General features: G+C 65.7%; 18 protein-coding genes and 1 pseudogene. 8 read left to right on the top strand and 11 right to left on the bottom strand.

The window, feature by feature from the left end:
• The first annotated feature begins 15 nt into the window (after positions 1–15).
• From AC3WMU_RS05440 to AC3WMU_RS05430, 3 genes are all read left to right on the top strand, one after another.
• On the top strand, positions 16–1,059 hold the full coding sequence (locus AC3WMU_RS05440; RefSeq protein WP_006222212.1) for a Fe(3+) ABC transporter substrate-binding protein: 1,044 nt from the start codon (positions 16–18) through the stop codon (positions 1,057–1,059).
• Between the two features lie 113 nt (positions 1,060–1,172).
• Positions 1,173–2,843 (top strand): ABC transporter permease, encoded by a 1,671-nt coding sequence (locus AC3WMU_RS05435; RefSeq protein WP_280026138.1) that lies wholly within the window; start codon positions 1,173–1,175, stop codon positions 2,841–2,843.
• 5 nt (positions 2,844–2,848) lie between these two features.
• On the top strand, positions 2,849–3,625 hold the full coding sequence (locus AC3WMU_RS05430) for an ABC transporter ATP-binding protein (RefSeq protein WP_088587592.1): 777 nt from the start codon (positions 2,849–2,851) through the stop codon (positions 3,623–3,625).
• Positions 3,626–3,633: 8 nt separating this feature from the next.
• On the opposite strand, the gene AC3WMU_RS05425 is transcribed toward AC3WMU_RS05430, so the two are convergent.
• The 3 genes from AC3WMU_RS05425 to AC3WMU_RS05415 form a co-directional block, all read right to left on the bottom strand.
• Complete coding sequence (locus AC3WMU_RS05425) at positions 3,634–4,611, bottom strand: Bug family tripartite tricarboxylate transporter substrate binding protein (protein ID WP_280026137.1); 978 nt, start codon at positions 4,609–4,611, stop codon at positions 3,634–3,636.
• Positions 4,612–4,700: 89 nt separating this feature from the next.
• Entirely contained in the window at positions 4,701–5,606 is a 906-nt protein-coding gene (locus AC3WMU_RS05420; RefSeq protein WP_492281953.1) for a pirin family protein, read from the bottom strand.
• Between the two features lie 100 nt (positions 5,607–5,706).
• Positions 5,707–6,405, bottom strand: a complete 699-nt coding sequence (locus tag AC3WMU_RS05415; RefSeq protein WP_492281952.1) for a pirin family protein — start codon at positions 6,403–6,405, stop codon at positions 5,707–5,709.
• Between the two features lie 179 nt (positions 6,406–6,584).
• Here AC3WMU_RS05415 and AC3WMU_RS05410 point away from each other — a divergent pair, with 179 nt between their 5' ends.
• Positions 6,585–7,499, top strand: coding sequence for a LysR family transcriptional regulator (locus AC3WMU_RS05410; RefSeq protein WP_006222218.1), 915 nt, complete (start codon positions 6,585–6,587; stop codon positions 7,497–7,499).
• Between the two features lie 40 nt (positions 7,500–7,539).
• Here the strand turns inward: AC3WMU_RS05410 and ntrC are convergent, their stop codons facing one another.
• From ntrC to rdgB, 5 genes are all read right to left on the bottom strand, one after another.
• The gene (gene ntrC, locus AC3WMU_RS05405; RefSeq protein ID WP_006222219.1) at positions 7,540–9,033 is read right to left on the bottom strand and encodes a nitrogen regulation protein NR(I); all 1,494 of its coding nucleotides are present in this window, start codon (positions 9,031–9,033) and stop codon (positions 7,540–7,542) included.
• A complete protein-coding gene (glnL, locus tag AC3WMU_RS05400) occupies positions 9,033–10,097 on the bottom strand; it encodes a nitrogen regulation protein NR(II) (RefSeq protein ID WP_006222220.1) in 1,065 nt (354 codons plus the stop codon). Before glnL ends, ntrC begins: the two co-directional genes overlap by 1 nt.
• A gap of 191 nt (positions 10,098–10,288) precedes the next feature.
• Positions 10,289–11,701 carry a type I glutamate--ammonia ligase gene (glnA, locus tag AC3WMU_RS05395; RefSeq protein ID WP_006222221.1) on the bottom strand — a complete coding sequence of 471 codons (1,413 nt, stop codon included), beginning with the start codon at positions 11,699–11,701 and terminating at the stop codon, positions 10,289–10,291.
• A 184-nt stretch (positions 11,702–11,885) separates the two neighbouring features.
• Entirely contained in the window at positions 11,886–13,106 is a 1,221-nt protein-coding gene (gene hemW, locus AC3WMU_RS05390; protein ID WP_492281951.1) for a radical SAM family heme chaperone HemW, read from the bottom strand.
• A 34-nt stretch (positions 13,107–13,140) separates the two neighbouring features.
• On the bottom strand, positions 13,141–13,764 hold the full coding sequence (rdgB, locus tag AC3WMU_RS05385; RefSeq protein WP_006222223.1) for an RdgB/HAM1 family non-canonical purine NTP pyrophosphatase: 624 nt from the start codon (positions 13,762–13,764) through the stop codon (positions 13,141–13,143).
• 134 nt (positions 13,765–13,898) lie between these two features.
• Here rdgB and AC3WMU_RS05380 point away from each other — a divergent pair, with 134 nt between their 5' ends.
• A complete protein-coding gene (locus AC3WMU_RS05380) occupies positions 13,899–15,752 on the top strand; it encodes an EAL domain-containing protein (RefSeq protein WP_492281950.1) in 1,854 nt (617 codons plus the stop codon).
• Between the two features lie 165 nt (positions 15,753–15,917).
• Here the strand turns inward: AC3WMU_RS05380 and AC3WMU_RS05375 are convergent.
• Positions 15,918–17,351, bottom strand: a pseudogene (locus AC3WMU_RS05375) (methyl-accepting chemotaxis protein); the annotation flags it as partial.
• Between the two features lie 229 nt (positions 17,352–17,580).
• Here AC3WMU_RS05375 and AC3WMU_RS05370 point away from each other — a divergent pair.
• Together AC3WMU_RS05370 and AC3WMU_RS05365 are read left to right on the top strand one after the other, a co-directional pair.
• Positions 17,581–18,741, top strand: a complete 1,161-nt coding sequence (locus tag AC3WMU_RS05370; protein WP_006222227.1) for an acyl-CoA dehydrogenase family protein — start codon at positions 17,581–17,583, stop codon at positions 18,739–18,741.
• A gap of 13 nt (positions 18,742–18,754) precedes the next feature.
• A complete protein-coding gene (locus AC3WMU_RS05365) occupies positions 18,755–20,137 on the top strand; it encodes an MmgE/PrpD family protein (RefSeq protein ID WP_088587315.1) in 1,383 nt (460 codons plus the stop codon).
• A gap of 77 nt (positions 20,138–20,214) precedes the next feature.
• Here AC3WMU_RS05365 and rph read toward each other — a convergent pair whose 3' ends face one another.
• Positions 20,215–20,985 (bottom strand): ribonuclease PH, encoded by a 771-nt coding sequence (rph, locus tag AC3WMU_RS05360; RefSeq protein ID WP_085946858.1) that lies wholly within the window; start codon positions 20,983–20,985, stop codon positions 20,215–20,217.
• Between the two features lie 73 nt (positions 20,986–21,058).
• Here rph and AC3WMU_RS05355 point away from each other — a divergent pair, with 73 nt between their 5' ends.
• Positions 21,059–21,991: a YicC/YloC family endoribonuclease gene (locus AC3WMU_RS05355; protein WP_006222230.1), complete on the top strand. Its 933-nt coding sequence runs from the start codon at positions 21,059–21,061 to the stop codon at positions 21,989–21,991.
• Positions 21,992–22,033: 42 nt separating this feature from the next.
• Here the strand turns inward: AC3WMU_RS05355 and AC3WMU_RS05350 are convergent, their stop codons facing one another.
• Positions 22,034–23,593, bottom strand: coding sequence for an amino acid permease (locus AC3WMU_RS05350; RefSeq protein ID WP_492281949.1), 1,560 nt, complete (start codon positions 23,591–23,593; stop codon positions 22,034–22,036).
• Positions 23,594–23,641 lie beyond the last annotated feature (48 nt).

Below are 23,641 nucleotides of genomic sequence, written 5' to 3'. Positions count from 1 at the left end.
GCCGGAGTTCCCGACATGACCAAGCGTCCCCAATTGAATTCGCTGCTTCGCGCCCTCGCGCTGGCCGGCGCCGCCGCCTTCACCGTCTCGGCCAACGCCGCGGAAGAAGTCAGCCTGTACACCACCCGGGAACCCAAGCTGATCCAACCGCTGCTGGATGCCTTCACCAAGGAAAGCGGCATCAAGGTCAACACCGTCTTCGTCAAGGACGGCCTGCTGGAACGCGTCAAGGCGGAAGGCGCGAAGTCGCCCGCCGACGTGCTGATGACCGTGGACATCGGCAACCTGCTGGATCTGGTGGACGGCGGCGTAACGCAATCGATCAAGTCCCAGACCCTGGAATCGGTGATTCCCGCCAACCTGCGCGGCGCCGACGGCAAGTGGTACGCCCTGTCGCTGCGCGACCGCGTGCTGTACGTGGAAAAGGACCTGAAGCTGGAATCCTTCCGCTACGAAGACCTGGCCGACCCGAAGTGGAAGGGTAAGGTCTGCATCCGTTCGGGCCAGCACCCCTATAACACCGCCATGGTCGCTTCGATGATTGCGCATGACGGCGCGGAAGCCACCGAGAAGTGGCTGCGCGGCGTCAAGGCCAACCTGGCCCGCAAGGCGGCCGGCGGCGACCGTGACGTGGCGCGCGACATCCTGGGCGGCATCTGCGACATCGGCCTGGCCAATGCGTACTACGTCGGCCACATGAAGAATTCCGAACCCGGCACCGACGGCCGCAAGTGGGGCGACGCCATCAAGGTCATCCGCCCGACGTTCGCCAACGAGAAGAGCGGCGGCACGCACGTGAACGTCAGCGGCGCCGCCGTTGCCGCCCACGCGCCGAACAAGACCAACGCGATCAAGCTGCTGGACTTCCTGGTATCCGAACCGGCCCAGGCGCTGTATGCCCAGGCCAACTATGAATACCCCGTCCGCAAGGGCGTGAAGCTGGATCCCGTGATCGCCAGCTTTGGCGAACTGAAGGTGGATCCGCTGCCCCTGACCGAAATCGCCAAGCACCGCAAGCAAGCCAGCGAACTGGTGGACAAGGTCGGCTTCGACAACTGATAAGCCCCAGGTCGCCACGCCCCCGGCGTGGCGCAGCCCTGCGGCAGTATTGGGCCTGTTCCCTTCTTTCCGGAGGGAACAGGCCTTGCCTTTGATGCAATCGACTTTGAAGCATGCACACAGAATCTTTGCCCCGGCCGTTGCGTTTGCGCTGGACTGAACGCGGCGCCGGCTGGCTTGCGGGCGCGGGCCTGATCGCCCTGGCCGTGCTTGCGCCCGTGCTGACGCTGCTGTGGTGGGCGTTGGGCGGCGAACTTTCACACTGGCAGCACCTGGCAAGCTATGTGCTGCCGCAAGCCCTGGCCAACACGGCCATGCTGCTGGCGGGCGTGGGCGTGATGGTGACGCTGCTGGGCACGGGCGCCGCCTGGCTGGTGACCGCCTACGACTTCCCCACGCGCCGCATCCTGACCTGGGCGCTGCTGCTGCCGCTGGCCGTACCCACCTACATCATCGCGTTCTCTTACCTGGACTTGCTGCACCCGATCGGGCCGGTCCAGACGGCGATCCGCGCGCTGCTGGGCTATGACAGTCCGCGGCAATTCCGCCTGCCCGACCTGCGCTCCATCTACGGCGCAATATTCGTGTTGGGCTTCGTCCTATACCCATATGTCTATCTGAGCACCCGCGTGATGTTCATGACGCAGGCGGCCAGCCTGCTGGAAGCCGCGCGCACACTGGGCGCCGGACGCGTTGCAGTGTTCTTTCGCGTCGCCCTGCCCCTGGCGCGGCCGGCCATCGTCGTGGGCGTCAGCCTGGCACTGCTGGAAACGCTGAACGATATCGGCGCCTCCGAGTTCCTGGGCGTGCAGACGCTGACGGTGTCGGTCTATACGACCTGGGTAACGAGGTCTGACCTGGCCGGCGCTGCGCAGATCGCGCTGACGATGCTGGCCATCGTGATCGGGTTGATCATGCTGGAGCGCCACGGCCGCAAGCGCCAGCGCTACGCCAATACGCAGCGTATGCGCCCGATGCAACCGCGCCGCCTGCGCGGTCTGCCCGCCGCCGTCGCCGCCCTGCTGGGCTGGATCCCCGTCGTGATGGGGTTCATTGCGCCGGCCGCCTATCTGATTTATGAAACCTACAAGCGCCTGCATTTGGTGGGTGGCGTATCGAACCAGTTGATCAACGGCTTGGGCAACACGCTGATCGTCGCGTTCAGCGCCACCATTGTGACCCTGCTGTGCGGACTGATCGTGGCCTGGGCCGGCCGCACCATGCGCGAAAGCGCCAATTTCAATCCGGGCCGCGCCTGCGCGCGCATCGCCAGCCTGGGCTACGCGGTGCCGGGCACGGTGCTGGCCATCGGCCTGTTGACGCCTTTCGTCTGGATCGACCATGCGGTCGCCACGGTATTCGGCGGCTCGGGCCTGTTCCTGATGGGCTCGATGGGCGCGCTGGTCATCGCCTACGTGATCCGCTTCCTGGCGATTTCCACGGGCGCGCTGGAAGCCGGCCTGGCCCGCATCCCGCCTTCGCTGGAACAGGCATCGCGCCTGCTGGGCGAAAGCTCGGCGGGCACCTTGCGCCGGGTCCATCTGCCGCTGCTGCGCCCCGCGCTGGCCGCAAGCGCCCTGCTGGTCTTCGTGGACGCCATGAAGGAACTGCCGGCGACCTTGCTGCTGCGGCCGATGAATTTCGATACGCTCGCCACCTGGCTCTACGCCGAAGCCGCGCGCGGCACGTACGAGGAAGGCGCCGTCGCGGCGCTGGCGATCGTCCTGGCCGGCCTTTTGCCCGTCATTCTGCTGGCGCGCACCAATCTGAAAATGGGACATTGATCATCGTGCCCGATCTGTTAGAAATCGATCATCTTTCGCTCGCTTACGACACGCCCGCCGGATTGAAGCCGGTGGTGCAAGACCTGACCCTGGGTCTGCCGACCGGACACATTGGCTGCCTGTTGGGTGAGTCCGGCTGCGGCAAGACCACGGTGCTGCGCGCCATCGCCGGCTTCGAACCGGTGCGTGATGGCCGCATCCTGCTGGACGGCACCGTCATTTCCTCGGCCACCGAGCAAGTGGCGCCGGAACTGCGCCGCGTCGGCATGATGTTCCAGGACTACGCCCTGTTCCCACACCTGACCGTGGCCTTGAATGTAGCGTTCGGCCTGCGCAAGCTGGCGCGCGCGGATCGCGCTCGCCGCGTTGAAGAAATGCTGGAACTGGTGGGTTTGGCGCATGCCGCCAACAGCTACCCGCACGAGATCTCGGGTGGCCAGCAACAGCGCGTGGCGCTGGCCCGGGCCCTTGCGCCCTCACCCGATCTGCTGTTGTTGGACGAACCGTTTTCGAACCTGGATGTGGACACGCGCGAACGCCTGGCGTTCGAAGTGCGGGACATTCTCAAGACCACGGGCCACACGGCCATCCTGGTCACGCACAACCAGGCCGAAGCCTTCGCCATCGCCGACCGCATCGGCGTGATGAGCAAGGGATCCATCGCGCAGTGGGATACGCCCTATAACCTGCATCACCATCCGCGCAACGATTTCGTGCGGGACTTCATCCGGCGCGAAGCGCTGGAGGCGCAGCGCGAGCAGGCTTTCGCCCGCGGGCGCTGAGCCGGCCATCAATCCGCCGACAGCTTGACCTTTTGCGACAGGGCCTTGAAGGCCTCGTGCTGGCTTTGGGTCAGGCGCTCGACCTCTTGCGGGGTCGATCCGTACGGCATGAAACCGGCTTGCTCCAGCTTGTCCTTCACTTCCGGCAGGGCCAACGCCCACTGGAACGCCTCGCTCAGCGCCTGGGTGACTTCCGGCGACATCTTGGCCGGGCCGTACACCGCGAACCACGGGTCAACCACCGCCCCCGCATAACCCAGTTCGGCCAGCGTCGGCACGTCCGGCAGCGCGGGCGCCCGCTTGCTGCCCGTGACGGCCAGCGCATGCACCTTGCCTGCCTTGATGTGCGGCAGCGAGGCAGGCAGGTTGTCGAACATCACGGGCAGGTGTCCGCCCAGCAAATCGTTCAGCCCTTGCGCGCTGCCCTTGTACGGAATGTGCTGCATGCCGACGCCCGTCAATTGGTCGAACATCACGCCGGCCAGATGCATGGACGTCCCGGTGCCCGGCGTACCGAAGGCGGTGCCCGGGTGCTGCTTGGCGTACGCGACCAGATCCTTGACGCTCGCCACCTTCAACGCGGGGCCGACTTCAAGCACCACGGTGGATGCGCCCAGCATGCTGACGCCGGTGAAATCCTTGGTGGGATCGAACGGCATCGACGGGTAGACGAAGGGATTCAGCGCGTTCGTGGAGATGGCGCCGAAACCGATCGTGTAGCCGTCCGGTGCGGCCTTGGCCACGGCATCCATACCGATGTTGCCGCCGGCACCGGGCCGGTTTTCAACAATGACCGGCTGGCCGAGTTTTTCGGCCACCTTTTGTCCCGCGGTGCGGGCCACCAGATCGGTGGTGCCGCCCGCCGTGTAGGGAACGATGAAGGTGATGGGCTTGGCCGGATAGCCGGCAGCGAACGCCGCGGACGCGCCGTTGACCAGCGCCAACGCGGCCAGGCCGCGCGCAAGGTTGAGGGTGTAGCGATGCATGAGTCTCCATCCTGTTGTTATGAAGGTTTGGAGGCGCATCATACTGCCGCGCAAGCCTCGCGCGGCAGGGGAAAACGCGTCGGCCGCAATCAGGCGCGTGGTTCGGGCAGCGGGATGTATTCGGTCTCGTCGCCAGGCACGATCTGGTCGAAGCGCGTGCGCTGCCAGTCCTGCTTGGCCTGCTCGATGCGATCCTTGCTGCTGGAGACGAAGTTCCACCAGACAAAGCGCGGACCGTCCAGGGGTTCGCCACCCAGCACCGCAAACCGCGCGGCGGTGACAGCGCGGATCTGCACCGGCCGGCCCGGGGCGAACACCACCAGCCGGCCGCTTTCGAACACTTGCCCATCCACCTCGACCGAGCCTTCGGCCAGATAGGCGGCGCGCTCTTCATACTCCGCCGGCAGCACCGTCGTGGCGCCCGCCTTCAGTTGCAGGTCGCCGTAGAACAGGGGCGACAGCGTCTTGACCGACGAGGTCTTGCCGAACAGTGAACCCGCCACAACCTGGGCGCGCACGCCTTCGCCTTCGACTACCGGCTGCGCATCCAGGCCATAGTGTGTAAAGCCCGGGGCCGTTTCCTCGTGCTGCTTGGGCAGGCCCACCCAGATCTGCAGGCCACAGAGGCGCTGCGGCGCCTGGCGGCTTTCCGGCGACGAACGTTCCGAATGGACGATGCCGCGGCCGGCCGTCATCCAGTTCACTTCGCCAGGCAGAATCGTCTGGGTGTTGCCCGCGCCGTCACGGTGCACCATCGACCCTTCATACAGGTAGGTGACGGTGGACAGGCCGATGTGCGGGTGCGGGCGCACGTCGATGCCCGAGCCGGCATCGAATTCCACCGGACCCATGTGGTCAAGGAACACGAACGGCCCGACGGTTCGGCGCTGCGCCGACGGGATCGCACGGCGGACGGAAAAGCCGCCCAGGTCGCTGGTGCGCGGCACCACGACGGTTTCAATCTGGTTTTCGCCTGCATCGGACAACGTAGACATGGTGTAGCGCTCCGCTTCTATAGGCCAATGGCCATGTTAAGGCCCAACGGCCCGTTCAAAAACAAGACCGGGCGGAAACCCTTCCGCCCGGCCTCGGGCATTACGCCAGGTCAAACACCAGCACTTCGGCGTTCTTGCCGGCCGACAGCTCGACACGGGTGTCGTCAGTAATAGCGACCGCGTCACCCGCCGAGAGCTCGGCGCCGTTGACCGTCACGTTGCCCCGCGCCACGTGCACCCAGGCGCGGCGGCCGGCGGCCAGTGCCAGGGTGGCGGACTCGGCCCCGTCGAACAGGCCGCCATACAAGCGTGCGTCCTGATGGATCTTCATCGAGCCGTCTTCACCATCCGGCGACACCAGGGCTTGCAGCCGGCCACGCTTTTGCGCGTCGCTGAAAGCGCGCTCTTCGTACTCCGGGGCAATGCCGGTCACGTCGGGCTCGATCCAGATCTGCAGCATGTGCGTTTCGGTGTCCGGCAGCGGGTTGAACTCGGAGTGCATCACACCGCGGCCAGCGCTCATCCGCTGCACGTTACCGGGCTGGATGGTCGAACCGCTGCCCATGCTGTCCTTGTGCGCAATGGCGCCGTCCAGCACATAGGTGATGATCTCCATGTCCCGATGGCCGTGCGTGCCGAAGCCGCGGCCGGCAGCAATACGGTCGTCATTGATCACGCGCAGTGCGCCGAAGCCCATGTGAGCCGGGTCGTAGTAATTGGCGAAGGAAAAGGTGTGAAACGAATCGAGCCACCCATGGTTGGCGTGACCCCGTTCGGCAGCGCGGCGAATCGTAAGCATTGTGGACTCCTGTTTCAATAATATGAATGGTCTGTAGGGTGCGGTGCCGGCATTTCGCTTCGCCTTTTCCGCTTAACCCCTGGCATGAGTGATATTCTGCGCGTGCAGCAGGGTCGCTTTGGCGTTATATTTTGATGACTTCGTTCAAATTATTTGAATGCATCTGATCGAGCCCCACCATGCAGCCCATTACGCCTGAATTGTTGATCCTGGTTGACGCCATCGCCCGCCATGGCAGCTTTGCCAAGGCCGCGCGCGAACTGGGCAAAGTGCCGTCCGCCGTGACCTATTCGATCCGCAAGCTGGAAGACGGCCTGGACGTGCTGCTGTTCGACCGCTCAGGACACCGGGCGCTGCTGACGCCCGCGGGCGAAGCCCTGCTGAAGGATGGGCGCCACGTGCTGCAATCGCTGGACGATCTGGCCTGCCGCGTGAAGCGCATCGCCACCGGCTGGGAAGTGGAGCTGCGCATCGCCGTCAGCGCCGTACTGCCGTGGCGGCCCTTGTACGACCTGATCGACGAATTCCAGACGCTGGAAAGCGCGACCACGCTGCGCTTTTCCAGCGAAGTGCTGAGCGGCAACTGGGATGCATTGACGAGCGGACGTGCCGACCTGGTGATCGGCGCCGGCGCAAATGCCGAGCCGACGGGGCCCTACCGGTCGCAGGCGATCGGCGCCACGCAGTTTGGATTCTGCGTCGCGGCGCATCACCCCCTGGCATCGTTGCCGCAACCGCTCAGCCGCGCCGACATCACGAAGTACTGCGCAGTCGTCGTGGCGGATACGTCGCGCAACCTGCCGCCGCAATCGCGCGGCATCCTGGCAGACCAGCCCACCTTGGTAATGCCGTCCATGCAGGCCAAGATCGACGCGCAAGTACGCGGCCTGGGCTGCGGCTACCTGCCGCTGACCATGGCGGCGCCCTACCTGGCGCAGGGTCTGTTGGTGGTGTGCGAGACGGATGAAGGCATGTCCCTGACGGAACACGTGGCGTACGCCTGGCGGGCCGAACCGCCGGGTGAAGCGCTGAAGTGGTGGCTGCAAAAGCTGAAATCGCCGCGGCTCTGCGAAAGCCTGCTGGGAATGGGCTGACGGGCTGCCGGGCTCACGACGCCCGGCAACCCATCAACGATCACTCGTCTTCGATCCCCAGCTCGCGCAGCTTGCGCGTGATGGTGTTGCGGCCGATGCCCAGGCGGGATGCGGCCTCCACACGGCGGCCGCGGCTGGCGTCCAGCGCGCTTTGCAGCAGGATCTTCTCGAACTGGCGCGTCAAGGTCGCCATCACGGCAGGTTCGCCGCGCTCCAGGCGGTACTGCGCATCGCGCAGCAGGGAATCCTGCCAGTTGCGCGGCGCGCCGTCGTCCAGACCTTGAGACGCTTGCACCACCGTGCCGATACCCGGCATCGGCGTTGCGGGACGCAACGGGGCCAACCCGGGTTGCTGCTGATGCTCCAGCGCGCGGATTTCCGGCGGCAGGTCCTGGCGGTCCACCGTCTGGCCCGGGGCCATTACCGTCAACCAGTGGCAGAAGTTCTCCAGCTGGCGGACGTTGCCGGGAAAGTCGAACTTGGTCAGCACGGCCAGCGCGTCGGGCGTCAGGCGTTTGACCGGCACGCCCAGCGTGCGGGCGCTTGCCGTCAGGAAATGTTGCGCCAACGCAGGAATGTCTTCCACGCGTTCGCGCAGCGGCGGCAGGCGCAGCCGGATCACGTTCAGGCGATGGAACAAGTCCTCGCGGAACAAACCCTGTTCGACACGCTGCTCCAGCGGCTGGTGGGTCGCGGCCACGATGCGCACGTCCACCCGCACGGGCTGAGCCCCGCCCACACGGTAGAAGCTGCCTTCGGCCAGCACGCGCAACAGGCGCGTCTGCAGCTCGATCGGCATGTCGCCGATTTCGTCCAGGAACAAGGTGCCGCCGTGCGCTTCTTCGAAGCGGCCACGGCGCAGATTGTTGGCGCCCGTGAACGCGCCGCGCTCGTGGCCGAAGAGTTCGGCTTCAAGCAGGTCGCGCGGGATTGCCGCCGCGTTCAGCGCCACGAACGGGCCGCTGGCCCGCACGCCGTGGCCGTGCAAGGCACGGGCGACGAGCTCTTTGCCGGTACCCGATTCGCCGGTGATCAACACCGTCACCTTGGACTGGGCCAGCCTGCCGATCGCGCGGAACACTTCCTGCATGGCGGTGGAAGACGACTGCGTCATCATCCAGCGCTCGTTGTTCTGCGCCGCCTCGCCCTGCCCTTCAGGCGTTTCCGGCTGCGTGGATTCCTGCATGGCGCGCTGGATCAGCGCAACCGCCTCGTTCACGTCGAACGGCTTGGCCAGGTAATCAAACGCGCCGCCCTGGAACGCGGACACGGTGCTGTCCAGGTCGGCGAACGCGGTCATCACGATGACCGGCAAGCCGGGATGGCGCTCTTTGAGTTGACGCAACAGCTCCAGGCCGTTGCCGCCGGGCATGCGGATATCGGACACCAAGGCGACGGGCGTTTCGCGCGACAGCGCCTCCAGCACGTCAGCCGATTGGGAGAAACTGCGGGTGGGGACACCAGCGCGGGCCAGGGCCTTTTCGAGGACCCAGCGGATGGCCTGGTCGTCGTCGACGATCCATACGGGTTTCATCAGTGTGCAGGCTCCATCGGTAGGACCAGGCGAAACTCGGTGCGCCCCGGTCGGGATTCAAATTCGATGATGCCGCCGTGCTGCTGCACGAAATCCTGGGCCAGGCTCAAGCCCAGGCCCGTTCCGCCCGCTCTGGCCGTGACCAGGGGGTGGAAAATGCGGTCGCGGATGTGGTCCGGCACGCCGGGACCGTTATCGATAATGGACAGCACCAGCGCCAGCCGGTGCTGGCGGTGGGCCAGCATGACCTGCCGCGCCACACGGGTACGCAGCGTGACAACACCAGGTTCCGTCTTGGGCCCCTCGGGCCGTGCGACCAGTTCCTGCGCGGCGTTACGCGCCACGTTCAGGACGGCTTGCATCAGACGGGCGGCGTCGCCCTTCAGATCGGGAACCGACGCGTCGTAGTCGCGCAGGATGGTGACGTCGTTGCGGAATTCAGCCTGGATCAGCGCGCAGACGCGCTCGCAGATCTCGTGGATGTTCACCGGCCGTGCATTCAGCGGCACACGTTGTGGGCCGCTCAGGCGGTCCACCAGCGCCTGCAGGCGGTCGGCTTCGGAAATAATGACCTGGGTGTATTCGGCCAGGGCCGCGCTGGGCAGTTCGGCCTCCAGCAATTGCGCGGCGCCGCGCAAACCGCCCAGGGGATTCTTCACTTCATGCGCAAGATTGCGCAGCAATTCACGGTGGGCTTCGATTTCATCGACCAGTCGATGGTTGCGGTCAGCCAGCACGCGCTGCTCGATCTCGCGGGTCTCTATCAGCACGGGCCAGCGCTGGCCCGTCAGCCCCACCGTCGTGACAGCGACTTCCACGGATTCGGCGGCGCGGCGCAACGAGGCCAATTGCCTGACGTCGGCGTACCTGCCGGCCGCGGCGCGGTCGATCGAGGACTGGATATTTTCTGGGGTGTCGAACAGCGTGGCGGCGGAGTGCCCGCCCAGTTGCTTGCGCGAGCGGCCGAACAGATCTTCGGCGGCAGCGTTGGCATATTCAATGTGACCGCGCTCGTTGACCAGGAAAACGGACGTGGCAAGCAGATCGAGAGCTTCTACATTCATTTTTCAACGTACCCGAATGACAGGGGGAAAGCGGAACGCGCCCGCGACGGCGGCGCCGGAACCCGGCGCCCTGCCCGCCAGGCGTGATGCCTGGCGGACAAACCGTCGAGCCGCGACCTGGTGGTGCGCGTGGTGTGGGCCCTGGTTTCTGCCTACATCATCGCGCTCCCCCCGCCACAGCCTCTAAACGATCAGAGGCTGTAGTACATGTCGAATTCGACCGGGTGCGTCGTCATGCGCAGACGATTCACATCGGCCATCTTCAGGTCGATGTAGGCGCTGAGCATGTCGTTGCTGAACACGCCGCCACGGGTCAGGAATTCGCGGTCGGCGTCCAGGGCTTCCAGCGCTTGTTCCAGCGAGGAGCACACGGTCGGGATCTTCGCGTCTTCTTCCGGCGGCAGGTCGTACAGGTTCTTGTCGGCCGGATCGCCCGGGTGGATCTTGTTCTGGACGCCGTCCAGGCCGGCCATCATCAGGGCCGAGAAAGCCAGGTACGGGTTGGCCAGGGGGTCCGGGAAACGCGCTTCGACGCGGCGGCCCTTCGGGTTGCCGACGTACGGGATGCGGATCGAGGCCGAACGGTTGCGGGCCGAGTAAGCCAGCTTGACCGGGGCTTCGTAGTGCGGAACCAGACGCTTGTACGAGTTCGTGCCCGGGTTGGTGATGGCGTTCAGGGCGCGGGCGTGCTTGATGATGCCGCCGATGTAGTACAGCGCGAATTCCGACAGGCCGGCGTAGCCGTTGCCTGCGAACAGGTTCTGGCCATCCTTCCAGATGGATTGGTGCACGTGCATGCCGGAACCGTTGTCGCCAACGATGGGCTTGGGCATGAACGTCGCGGTCTTGCCGTAGGCGTGGGCCACGTTGTGCACGACGTACTTGACGATCTGCGTCCAGTCGGCGCGCTGGACCAGCGTGCTGAACTTGGTGCCGATTTCCAGCTGGCCGGCGCCGGCCACTTCATGGTGGTGCACTTCGACCGGCACGCCCATTTGTTCCATCAGCAGGCACATTTCCGAGCGCATGTCCTGGAACGAATCAACCGGCGGAACGGGGAAGTAGCCGCCCTTGACCAGGGGACGATGGCCGGTGTTGCCGCCTTCGAATTCCTGGCCGCTGGACCACGAGGCTTCTTCGGACTTGATCTTGACGAACGTGCCCGACATGTCCGTGTTCCAGGTCACGCCGTCGAACACGAAGAATTCGGGTTCCGGACCAAAGTAGGCGGTGTCGCCCAGGCCGGAGGACTTCAGGTAGGCTTCGGCGCGCTTGGCCAGCGAACGCGGGTCGCGGTCATAGCCCTTCAGGTCCGACGGTTCAACGACGTCGCACGACAGGATCAAGGTCGGCTCTTCGCGGAACGGATCCAGGTTGCCGGTCGAGCAATCGGGGATGAGCAGCATGTCGGAGGCTTCAATGCCCTTCCAACCCGGGATCGACGAACCGTCGAAAGCCTGGCCGCTTTCCAGCTTGTCTTCGTCGATCTGGCTGGTGGGCACGGACACGTGGTGCTCACGGCCAACCGTATCGGTGAAGCGGAAATCCACGAATTTGACTTCGTTATCGGCGATCTGTTTCAGGACGTCTTTCGGGCTTGCCATGTCATCTCCATTAGATAAAAGGGTCGAGGGCTTTGCCTCTCGACTGGCATAAAAGAGGGAAGCAATAAGCGTGCCAGGTTTTACCCCCTGGAATCCCTGGGGAAGACCGCACGGTCATGAAAAAATGTAGCACCACTTTGGTGCAAATAGTGGGGCACGATTGCCCCGTTATGGTGCATTCCTGCTAAAGGAACATTTCCTGGAGGTCATTCAGGAAGCGCCACCCCAAGGGCGTCGCCTTTAGACGGGTCGGATCGCCGTCCAGCAGGCCCCGTTTAGAGGCTGCCTCCAATTGGTGCGCAATGGCGGCAAGCGACAGGCCGGTGCGTTCATTGAACGCCGTGCTGGGCACCCCGTCTTTCAGGCGCAGAGCGTTAAGCATGAATTCGAAAGGTAGTTCGTCGGGGCCGACCTGGCGGTTTTCAGCCAAGTGGCTGCCATCGCGGGCCATCGCGGCCTGCATCCAGGAATCGGGGCTGCGCAGCCGCGCCTCGCGCACGATACGGTCATGGAATGACAGTTTGCCGTGCGCCCCGGGGCCGATGCCCAGGTAATCGCCGAATTCCCAGTAATTCACGTTGTGGCGGCAGCGGGCGCCGGGCTTGGCGTAGGCAGACACCTCGTAGCGGGCCAGGCCGGCCGCCGCCAGTTCGGCCTCCACGGCGTCCTGCATGGCGGCGCTGGTGTCGTCGTCGGGCAGGTCTTCGGGCGGGAACTTGGCGAAGACCGTATTGGGCTCCATCGTCAGGTGATACAGCGACAGGTGTTCGGTGCCGAACGAGATGGCCTCGCGCAGATCGGCCACACAGGCGTCCAGCGTCTGGCCCGGCAAGGCGAACATCATGTCCAGGTTCACCCGCGAGACGGCGCGTTGCGCCATGCCGATGGCGGCGCGGGCCTGATCGGCATCATGGATGCGCCCCAGCTTCTTCAATTGGGCATTGTCGAAACTCTGGATGCCCAGCGAGAAGCGCGTGACGCCACTGGCCGCGTACTCGCGAAAGCGGCTGGCCTCGGCGGTGCCGGGGTTCGCCTCCATGGTGATCTCGGCATCCGGCCATACATTCAGACAGGCGCGCAGCATGGCCAGCAATTCGTCCAGCCCTGCCGACGACAGCAGGCTGGGCGTGCCGCCACCGATGAAGACGGACACGACCTGGCGGCCCCAGATGGACGGCAGCGCCTGTTCCAGGTCGCTGCGCAACGCATCCAGATAGGCGCGTTCGGGGATTTCGCCCGGCGCGGCGTGGGAATTGAAGTCGCAATACGGGCATTTGCGCACGCACCAGGGCACGTGCACATAGACGGACAACGGCGGCAGGCTGGTCAGCGTGGCGCCCGCCGGCACGAGCCGGCGCGAGGGCGATGCGCCCAGGTCGTTGCGGATAGGGATAGTGATGGACATGCGGTTTCCTGGAGCGGGCGTGGCGCGCGCGCGCTCAAGCCTGGCTCAGCTTGCTCAGCAGTTCGCGCAGCGCGCGGGCGCGGTGGCTGACGCGGTTCTTTTCCTCGGGGTCCAGCGTGGCCGCGGTCAGCCCCATGTCGGGCAGGTAGAAATGGGGATCGTAGCCAAAGCCGTTCGCCCCTTCGGGCTGGTCGATGATCTCGCCATGCCACAGGCCTTCGCCGATGATCGGGCACGGGTCGTTTTCCGAGCGTACCAGCGCAAGCACGGCGACATACCAGGCACGGCGGTCAGCGTGGCCGGCCAGGTTCTGCGTCAGCAGCGCGTTATTGGCCAGATCGGATTTCTCTCCGCCCTGCATCTTGGCGTAGCGGGCCGAATAGACCCCGGGCGCACCATCCAAGGCCGCCACGCACAGGCCGGAATCGTCAGCCAGGGCGGGCAGCCCGGTCAGGCGGCTGGCATGGCGCGCCTTGGTCAGGGCGTTTTCGACGAAGGTGACGTGCGGCTCTTCGGCCTCGGGCACGCCCAGCTCGCCTTGGGGCACCAGTTCGATGCCCAGGGGAGCGAACAAGGCGGAAAACTCGCGCAACTTGCCAGCATTATTGGACGCCAACACGATGCGGCGCAGGGAATCGGGAATCTTGGGGGAAGTCATAAGGCAAATTGTATAGGGCACGGCCTGCCCGCGCCGCGGCATGACCGCCTATCCACGTGCGCTCCCGCAACACCGCCGACACATTTTGTCGTCAACATCAGCGATCTTGTCACTGATCGTATCTGACCCCGGCGATGACCCCTACTCACGCTATGCCCCGGACGGCTTCGGTCCGCGCGCCCCACACCTCCCTGGGCGATGCGCCCACGTCAGCCGGCTTGGCCGGCATTCTGCGCGAACGGCTGCTCCGCCCCCGCTACCAGCCCGTCGTCGACCTGTCGCACAGCCGCATCTACGGCCATGAAAGCCTGATCCGCGGCCCAGCCGATACCGCCCTGCACTATCCCGACGCCCTCTTCGCCGAAGCGCGGCGCCAGGGGCTGCACCCGCAAGTGGAGCTGGCCAGCTTCCGGGCCGGTGCCCAGGGCTTCGAGGACAACGAAGCGGCCGGCAAGCTGTTCCTGAACCTGTCGGGCTCGGCGCTGATCCACTATTGGACGCTATGGGGAGACGACATGCCGCTGCGCCTCTTGAAGGATTGCACCCTGCCCCCGTCGAGCATCATCGTCGAACTGACCGAACAGGACCCGCTGTCGGACCACATGGGCGAACTGGGCTGCGCCTTCGCGTGCCTGCGGGAGCGCGGCATGCGCATCGCCCTGGACGATTACGGCGTAGGCAATTCCAACCTGCAACTGTGGTCCGAGATGCAGCCCGATCTCGTCAAGATCGACCGTTATTTCTTCAACGGCATCGGCCAGAGCGATCGCAAGCAGAACATGGTGCGGGCCATCCTGAAGGTGGCCCAGCACCTGGGCACGGCCATCGTCGCCGAGGGCATAGAAACGGCGGAAGACCTGGCCGTGGTGCGCGAACTGGACATCCGGTACGCCCAAGGCTGGTTTCTGGGGCGCCCCGAGGAAACGCTGCTGACTGAGCTGAACGCGCCGCTGCGCGATTCCCTGCGGGTACGCAGCCCTGCCCCCTTGTCGCAACGTTCCGCAGGCGGCACCGCCGCCAGCCTGCGGGTGGAAGCACCCGCCGCGCTGCTGAACAAGGACACCAACGACGACGTGCATCGGCTCTTCATCGAACACAAGAACATGCACGCGGTGGCAGTCATCGACGGCGACAACCGGCCGGTAGGCATCATCAACCGCCGCGATTTCTCGGAACACTACGCGCAACGCTACACGCGCGAACTGTTCGGCCGCGACGCGTGCTCCACCTTCATGAACGACGAACCGGTGCTGGTGGACCTGAACGTATCCATCGACCAGCTCAGCCACGTACTGATTTCAGAAGACCAGCGCTATCTGATGGACGGGCTGATCATTACGCGGGATGGCCGCTACGACGGCCTGGCCACGGGCGAAACGCTGGTGCGCTCGGTGACCGAAATGCGGATCGAAGCGGCGCGCTACGCGAACCCGCTGACGTCCCTGCCCGGCAACATCCCCATCAGCCGGCACATCGCCACCTTGCTGGAGGACGCCGCCGACTTCACCATCTGCTACGGCGACCTCAATAACTTCAAGCCTTTCAACGACGTATATGGCTATTGGCGTGGCGACGACATGATCATGCTGACCGCCGAAGTCGTCAAACAGCATTGCGATCCGCTGCGCGATTTTGTCGGCCATGTGGGTGGGGATGATTTCGTGGTGCTGTTCCGCAGCCCGGACTGGACGCAGCGCGTGCAGCGGATCATCGCCGAGTTCAATGAGCAGGCCATCGACCTCTATGACGACCAGGGCCGCCATAACGGGGGCATCGAAGCCGAAGACCGTTATGGCGTGCCGCGCTTCTTTCCGTTCGTGACGCTGGGCGTAGGGGCGCTGACCGTCACGCCTTCCCTATGCGAGCGCATCCGCCCGGAGGACATCGCGTCGGCCGCCGCGCATGTCAAGCACAAGGTCAAGCATGGGAACCTGTCGCTGGTGATCGAGCGCTACACCGGCGGCGCCCTGCCCCAGCTGGCCGATTGATTGCCCGGCTGCCGCCTGCACGGCGGCAGCATTCTGGGCCGCCTGGGCAATCTGGAACACCGCCACCGCGCGGCGCAGGCCTTGCGCCTGGATCTCCAGCGCGGCGGCGGCGGCGGCGGTCTGTTCGACCATCGCCGCATTCTCTTGCGTGGACCGCTCGATGTCGGCCACTGCGTCGTTCACCGACGCGATGCCGGCGGCCTGTTCGGCGGTGGCGCTCGAGATCTCGGCCACGATCTGCGTCACCCGATCGACCGACGCCAGCATGTCGCGCATCGTGTCGCCGGCCAGGTTCACCTGGCGCACGCCCGCCTCGACCCGCGACGCCGAGTCCTCGATCAAGCCCTTGATTTCGCGGGCGGCCTGCGCGCTGCGCTGCGCCAGCGAACGCACTTCGCCCGCGACCACGGCAAAACCCTTGCCCTGTTCGCCCGCACGCGCGGCTTCCACCGCCGCGTTCAGCGCCAGGATGTTGGTCTGGAAGGCGATGCTGTCCACCACCCCGACGATTTCGCCGATGCGCCGCGCGCTGTCGGCGATGCCCTGCATGCTCTGCACGACTTCGTCCACCGCCTGGCCGCCGCGTTGCGCCAGACGGGTGGCGCTTTCGGCCTGCCGGCTGGCCTGGTCCGCGTTGCCGGCCGTCATCTGGACGGTGTGCGCCAGCTGGGTCATGTTGGCTGCGGCCTCTTGCAGCGAACCGGCCTGGCGCGCCGTGCGATCGGACATGTCCGCCCCGCCGGCCGCGATCTCGCCCGAGCCCGTATGGATTTCCTCGACGCCCTGGCGCACGGAGGCCACGGCGGCAGACAGCCCGGTCTGCATGCGGCGCATGGCTGAATACAGCACGCCGATCTCGTTGTCGCCGCGCATGGCGATGGCGCCCGTCAGGTCGCCGTCGGCGATGCGGTCAAAGTGCGCGCCGGCCTCGTTCAGCGGTCGCAGGATGCTGCGGCGAAACGCCAGCCGGATCAGCACGGCCAGCAGCAGCACCACGCCCAGCACGCCGGCCGCCACCAGGATCACCCGCTCCAGCGTCTGGCTGGCGCCCGCGACTGCGGCCTGGCCCTGCTCGCGCGAATAGGTCTGGTAAGCGTCTGCCTGCTTGACGTAGGCCGCGCCGCTGGCGGGCAGCACCTTGTCCACCAGCCGGTTGACCTCGATGCCGTTCCACCCCTGGATCGCCTTCTGCATGGGCACGAGCGTCTGCTCCGCAAATGCCGTATAGGCCTTGAGCACCTGCTCGAACAGCGGGCCGCCCTGGGCGCTGGCATCGGGATTGCCACGCAGGCGCGCCAGGCTGGCGCCGGCCTGCTTGAGCAGCGCGTCTGCCTGCGCCAGGGATTCGTCGCGGGCGGCTTCCAGGCCGCCCTCCATGCCGGTCTTGGCATCGGTCAGCGCGGCGCGCGCCTGGAACAAGCGGCTGGTCATGTCGGCCAGGTCGCTGGCGCGTTCGATGCTGCCCCGGCCCAAGGCTTCGATATCGGCCCGGTTGTCGCGCAACACCGCGATGCCGGCTGCCGCAGCGACGGCGAACAGCACCACAAACAACGCCAGAATGGCCGATACCGCCGTGGTGACCCTGAGATTTTTCCGCATATCCATCCGTATATAGCCTGGCGCCAAAGGCGCAGTGCATCGGATTATGGGCATCCAGTTTGGCAATTTCTTGACACAACCTGGGCCCGAGCATGACGAACGCCCGTCATGAAACTGCGCTTTTGCGAACAGGAACCCCGTATTAAGGAATTGTGAATTGGCAGCGACACGCCCTTGCGGCACATTCGATGCTGTACCGAACCATTCCCATCATCCATACAGCAGCCCTATGCCACACGCCTCTGACGCTTATCAGGACATCCGCGAAGCCGTGCGCGACCTTTGCGCCCAATTCCCTGGCGAATATTTCCGCAAGATCGACGAAGAACGCGGCTATCCCGAGGACTTTGTCCGCGCGTTGACCGAGGCCGGCTGGCTGGCGGCACTGATCCCGCAGGAATACGGCGGCTCGGGCCTGGGCCTGACCGAAGCGTCGATCATCATGGAAGAGATCAACCGCAGCGGCGGCAACTCGGGTGCCTGCCACGGCCAGATGTACAACATGGGCACGCTGCTGCGCCACGGTTCCGACGCCCAGAAGCGCGAATACCTGCCCCGCATCGCCGCCGGCGAACTGCGCCTGCAATCCATGGGCGTGACCGAGCCCACCACCGGCACGGACACCACCAAGATCAAGACCACCGCCGTGCGCCGCGGCGACCGCTACGTGATCAACGGCCAGAAGGTCTGGATCTCGCGCGTGCAGCATTCCGACCTGATGATCCTGCTGGCCCGCACCACGCCGCTGGACCAGGTCGCGCGCAAGTCCGAAGGCATGTCGATCTTCCTGGTCGACCTGCATCACGCCGTCAAGCACGGCATGACGATCCGCCCGATCCCCAACATGGTCAACCACGAAACCAATGAGCTGTTCTTTGACAATCTGGAAATCCCCGTCGAGAACCTGATTGGCGAAGAAGGCAAAGGCTTCAAGTACATCCTGGACGGGCTGAACGCCGAACGCACGCTGATCGCCGCCGAGTGCATCGGTGACGGTTACTGGTTCGTGGACAAGGTCACCGCCTACGCCAAGGAACGCATGGTGTTCGGCCGCCCCATCGGCCAGAACCAGGGCGTGCAATTCCCCATCGCCCGCGCCCACATCAACGTGGAAGCTGCCAGCCTGATGCGTTACGAGGCCTGCCGCCTGTTCGACGCCCACCAACCGTGCGGCGCCCAGGCCAACATGGCCAAGCTGCTGGCTGCCGACGCCTCGTGGGAAGCCGCCAACGCTTGCCTGCAATTCCACGGTGGTTTCGGCTTCGCGACCGAGTACGACGTCGAGCGCAAGTTCCGCGAAACGCGGCTGTATCAGGTGGCGCCCATTTCTACCAACCTGATCCTGTCCTACGTCGCCGAACACATCCTGGGCCTGCCCCGTTCCTTCTGACCCGACTACGCACATGAACGCCGCCAAAGACACTCCCCACCTCAGCGCTGAACTCGCCGCCTTTGCCGCCAACCTGCGCTACGAGGACATCCCCGCGCCGGTATTGCGCCGCGCCGAAGACCTGCTGCTGGACTGCCTGGCCTCGATCCTGGCGGGCGCCTCCGCCCGCGCCGTGCAGGCCATCGACCGCTATGCCGCCGCCATGGGACCCGCCGACGGCCCAAGCGAAGTGCTGATCACGCGCCGCCGCACGTCGCCGCTGTTCGCCGCGATGGTCAACGCCGCGGCCGCCCATGTGGTTGAACAGGACGACGTCCACAACGGCTCGGTGTTCCACCCCGCCGCCGTGGTCTTCCCGCCCGCACTCGCCGTGGCGCAAGCGCTGGGCAGCTCGGGCCGCGACCTGATCACCGCCGCCGTCGCCGGCTATGAAGTCGGCATCCGCGTCGGCGAATTCCTGGGCCGTTCGCACTACAAGATTTTCCACACCACCGGCACGGCGGGCACGCTGGCCGCCGCAGTCACCACCGGCCACCTGCTCAAGCTGTCGCCTGAACAGATGCTGCACGCGCTGGGCTCGGCCGGCACCCAGGCCGCAGGTCTTTGGGAGTTCCTGCGCGACGCCGCCGATTCCAAGCAATTGCACACCGCCAAGGCGGCAGCCGACGGCATCACTGCCGCGTATCTGGCGCGCGAGGGCTTCACCGGCGCCCGCCACATCCTGGAAGGTCCGCAAGGCATGGCGGCCGGCATGTCCACCGATGCCGACCCGTCCAAGCTCTGCGACCGCCTGGGGCAACGCTGGGCGCTGGCTGAAACCTCGTTCAAGTTCCATGCGTCGTGCCGCCACACCCATCCGGCCGCCGATGCGCTGCAGCAGGCGCTGCGCGACAACAACCTGACCGAAGCCGATGTGGCGCGCGTGGTGGCCCACGTGCACCAGGGCGCCATCGACGTGCTAGGCCCGGTCGTCAATCCGCAGACCGTGCACCAGTCCAAGTTCTCGATGGGCACCGTGCTTGCGCTTATCGCCCGCAAGGGCCGCGCCGGGCTGGCCGAGTTTGACGCGGGGTTGGACGACCCGGCAGTCGCCGACTTCCGCGGCAAGGTCGAGATGGTGCTGGACGAAGAAGTCGACCGTGCCTACCCGCAACGCTGGATCGGCAAGGTCACCGTCACGACCCGCGACGGCCGCACCGTGCACGGCCGCGTGGACGAACCCAAGGGCGACCCCGGCAACACGCTCAGCCGCCCCGAGATCGAAGACAAGACGCTCAGCCTGGGCCGCTACGCGGACGCCGCCACGGACGCGGAACTGCGCGCACTCATCGACACTATCTGGGGCTTGGAAAAGGTCACCAAGGTCGACGCCTTGCTATCACGCAAGGCGGCCTAATCCTCGCCTTGTTGCCCTCGCCCCATGCAAAACAGCCGCTTTCGCGGCTGTTTTTTCGTGCCTGAAAGCTGTCCCTATCAGGCCAGCGCAGCGCGCTGCGCGCGCACCAGGCTGGCGATACCGCCTTCGGCCAGCACCAGCATCGTGTCCAGTTCGGCGCGGGTGAAGGTCGCGCCTTCGCCCGTGCCCTGCACTTCCACAAAGGCGCCGCTGCCCGTCATGATGACGTTCACGTCGGCATCGCAGGCCGAGTCTTCCTGGTAGTCCAGGTCCAGCACCGAGCGGCCTTGCACCAGCCCGACAGACACGGCTGCAACCGCATCGCGGATCGGGTTGACGGCCAGGTCGCCGCGCTTCATCAGCAAGGCGACGGCATCCGCCGCTGCCACCCAGGCGCCGGTGATGCTGGCGCAGCGCGTGCCGCCGTCGGCCTGCAGCACGTCGCAGTCCAGGTGCAGGGTGCGTTCGCCCAGCGCCTTCATGTCGAACACGGCGCGCAGGCTGCGGCCGATCAGGCGCTGGATTTCCTGCGTGCGGCCGCTTTGCTTGCCGCGCGCCGCTTCGCGATCGCCACGCGTATGCGTCGCCCGCGGCAGCATGCCGTACTCCGCCGTGACCCAGCCTTCGCCCTTGCCTTTCAGGAACGGCGGCACCTTCTCCAGCACGCTCGCGGTGCACAGCACGTGGGTGTTGCCGGCCTTGACCAGCACCGACCCTTCGGCGTAGCGCGTAAAGCCGCGCTCCAGGGCAAACGGCCGCAGTTCGTCGACGGCGCGGCCCGACGGGCGGGCAATGGTGGGCGTAGTGGTCACAGGCAGACTCCAGACAGGAACATTGATTCGCGGCATTGTACGGGCTGGCGCCGCAGGAAATCCCCGCTTGGAGTATCCTGCCGCGATATATCACCAGGAAACGCCCATCATGATTCGCAGCATGACCGCCTTCGGCAACGCCCGAGCAGACTTAGAGCAAGGCACGCTTGCCATCGAACTGCGCAGCGTCAACAGCCGCTTCCTCGACCTGTATTTCCGGCTGCCCGACGAATTGCGGCACGTCGAGACGCCGCTGCGCGAACTGCTGACCGCCAACCTGGCGCGCGGCAAGGTCGAGATCCGCGTTTCGTTCACGCGCAACGCCAGCACGGACCTGTCCAAACTCGACCCGACCTGGCTTGAAAGCCTGGCCGAGCAGCTTCAGGCCGCCCGCCGCATCGTCCCCGATATCGCCCCGCCCCGGCTGGTGGAGCTGTTCAACTGGCCCGGGCAGCGCGGCAACGATGCGCTCGACCCGCAAATCTGGGGCGCCGCCTGCCTGCAGGCCGGCCAGCAAGCGCTGACGCAGTTGCAGGAAGGCCGCGCCCGCGAGGGCGAACGCCTGGCCGGCATGATGCGCGAATGCGCCGATGGCGTGGCGCGCGTCGTCGACATTGTGCAGGCTCATCTGCCCCAATTGCTGTCCGACCACCGCGACAAGCTGGCGGCCAAACTGCGCGAAAGCGTGGAATCGGCCTTCCCGGGCGGCTTCACGCATATCTCCGGCACCGAGCTGTCCGAACGCCTGTCGCAGGAAGCCAATCTGTTCGCGCTGCGCATCGACGTGGCGGAAGAGCTGTCTCGTCTGCGTTCACACCTGGAAGAGCTTCGCCACCTTTTGACCGACGGCGGCGGCAAGTCCGCGTCGGGCAAGAAGAATGCGGGCAGCGCCGGCAAGCGCCTGGACTTCCTGTTTCAGGAAATGAACCGCGAAGCCAATACGCTGGGGTCCAAGGCGGGCAGCATGGAAGTCACGCGCGCCGCGATGGACCTGAAACTGCTGATCGAGCAGATGCGCGAGCAGGCGCAGAACATCGAGTAAGCGCCCCGCGCGCAGCCACGCCCGCCTCCCGCAAGCGGAGGGTCAACGGGCGTCGCCCGCCGCCGGTTCGCCGCGCAGGGCCGAATCCAGGTACTGGCTGCGGGCGCGAGCGTCCGGGAAACGCATGTCTCGATAGCTGATGAATCGCGACCCGCGCGCCAGCCGGTATCCCAGCCAGATCAACAGGAACAGCGGAATGCCGACATAGGTGGCCACGACGCCGCCCCAATCGATCCGATCCTGCAGGAAGGCCTGGTAGTTCTGGCCCAGGGTGATGACCAGGCACAGCACAAACGCGAAGATCGGCCCGAACGGGAAGAACGGCGACACATACGGCAGGTCGGCCAGGTTATGGCCCTGCTTCACATAGCCGCGGCGGAAGCGGTAGTGGCTGATGGCGATGCCCAGCCAGGCGATGAAGCCCGTCATGCCCGACGTGTTCAGCAGCCAGATGTACACCGCATTCGGGCTGAAGATGAAGGTGAAGAAGCACAACGCCGCCACCACTGTCGTGGCCAGCAACGCCCACAAGGGCACGCCGTTGCGCGAAATGCGGCCGAAGATGCGCGGCGCCTTGCCCTCGCGCGCCAGGCTGTAGAGCATGCGAGTCGCCGCATACATGCCCGAATTGCCCGCCGACAGCACGGACGTCAACACCACGGCGTTCATGATCGACGCCGCCCCCAGCAGGCCGGCACGCTCGAAGATCAGCGCGAACGGGCTGACGCTGATGTCCTCGACTTCGTTGCGCAGCAAGTGCGGATCGGTATAGGGGATGAGCAGGCCGATCACCAGGATGGCCGCCACGTAGAACAGCAGGATGCGCCAGAACACCTGGCGCACCGCGCGCGGCAGGTTACGTGCCGGGTCTTTCGATTCGCCCGCGGCGATGCCGATCAATTCCGTGCCCTGGAACGAAAAGCCCACCACCATGGCCACGCCGATCAGCGCCGCGGAGCCGCCTGCGAACGGCGCATCGCCGACGGTCCAGTTGGCCACGCCGCCCGTCTCGCCGCCGCGGATGATGCCCAGCAGCATCATCACGCCCATGGCTACGAAACCCAGCACGGCCACCACCTTGATCAGCGCGAACCAGAATTCGGCTTCGCCGAATCCGCGCGCCGACATGGCGTTCAGGCCGAAGGTGATCGCCAGGAACAAGGCGCTCCAGTAGAAGCCAGGCACGTCCGGGAACCAATACGCCATGACGAGCTGCGCCGCCACCAGGTCCACCGCCACGGTGACCGCCCAGTTGTACCAATAGTTCCAGCCCAGCGCGAAGCCGAAGCCGTCTTCGACGTAGCGGGCGCCGTAGGTAGAAAACGAGCCCGACACCGGCATGGCAGCGGCCAATTCCCCCAGGCTGGTCATCAGGAAATAGACCATCACCCCGATCAGCACATAGCCCAGCAACGCGCCGCCGGGTCCGGCCTTTGCGATGGTCGCCCCCGAGGCGACGAACAGGCCGGTCCCGATGGACCCGCCGACCGCGATCATGGTCAGGTGGCGCGCGGACAGGGTTCGGCGCAGCTCGGACGGCTGATCCGCCTTCGCCGCGCGCGTGCCGCCTGCGCGGCCTTCATCGTGTTCCGATGGTGCCAAAATGCTTTTCCTTCACGTCGTGAAGGCACCCGTGCGATGCGCTGCGGA

This window comes from Achromobacter sp. FW305-C-13 (genome assembly GCF_058783475.1).
Note: the sequence above shows the minus strand (reverse complement) of the source record. Positions and strands in the feature narration are given on the sequence as shown.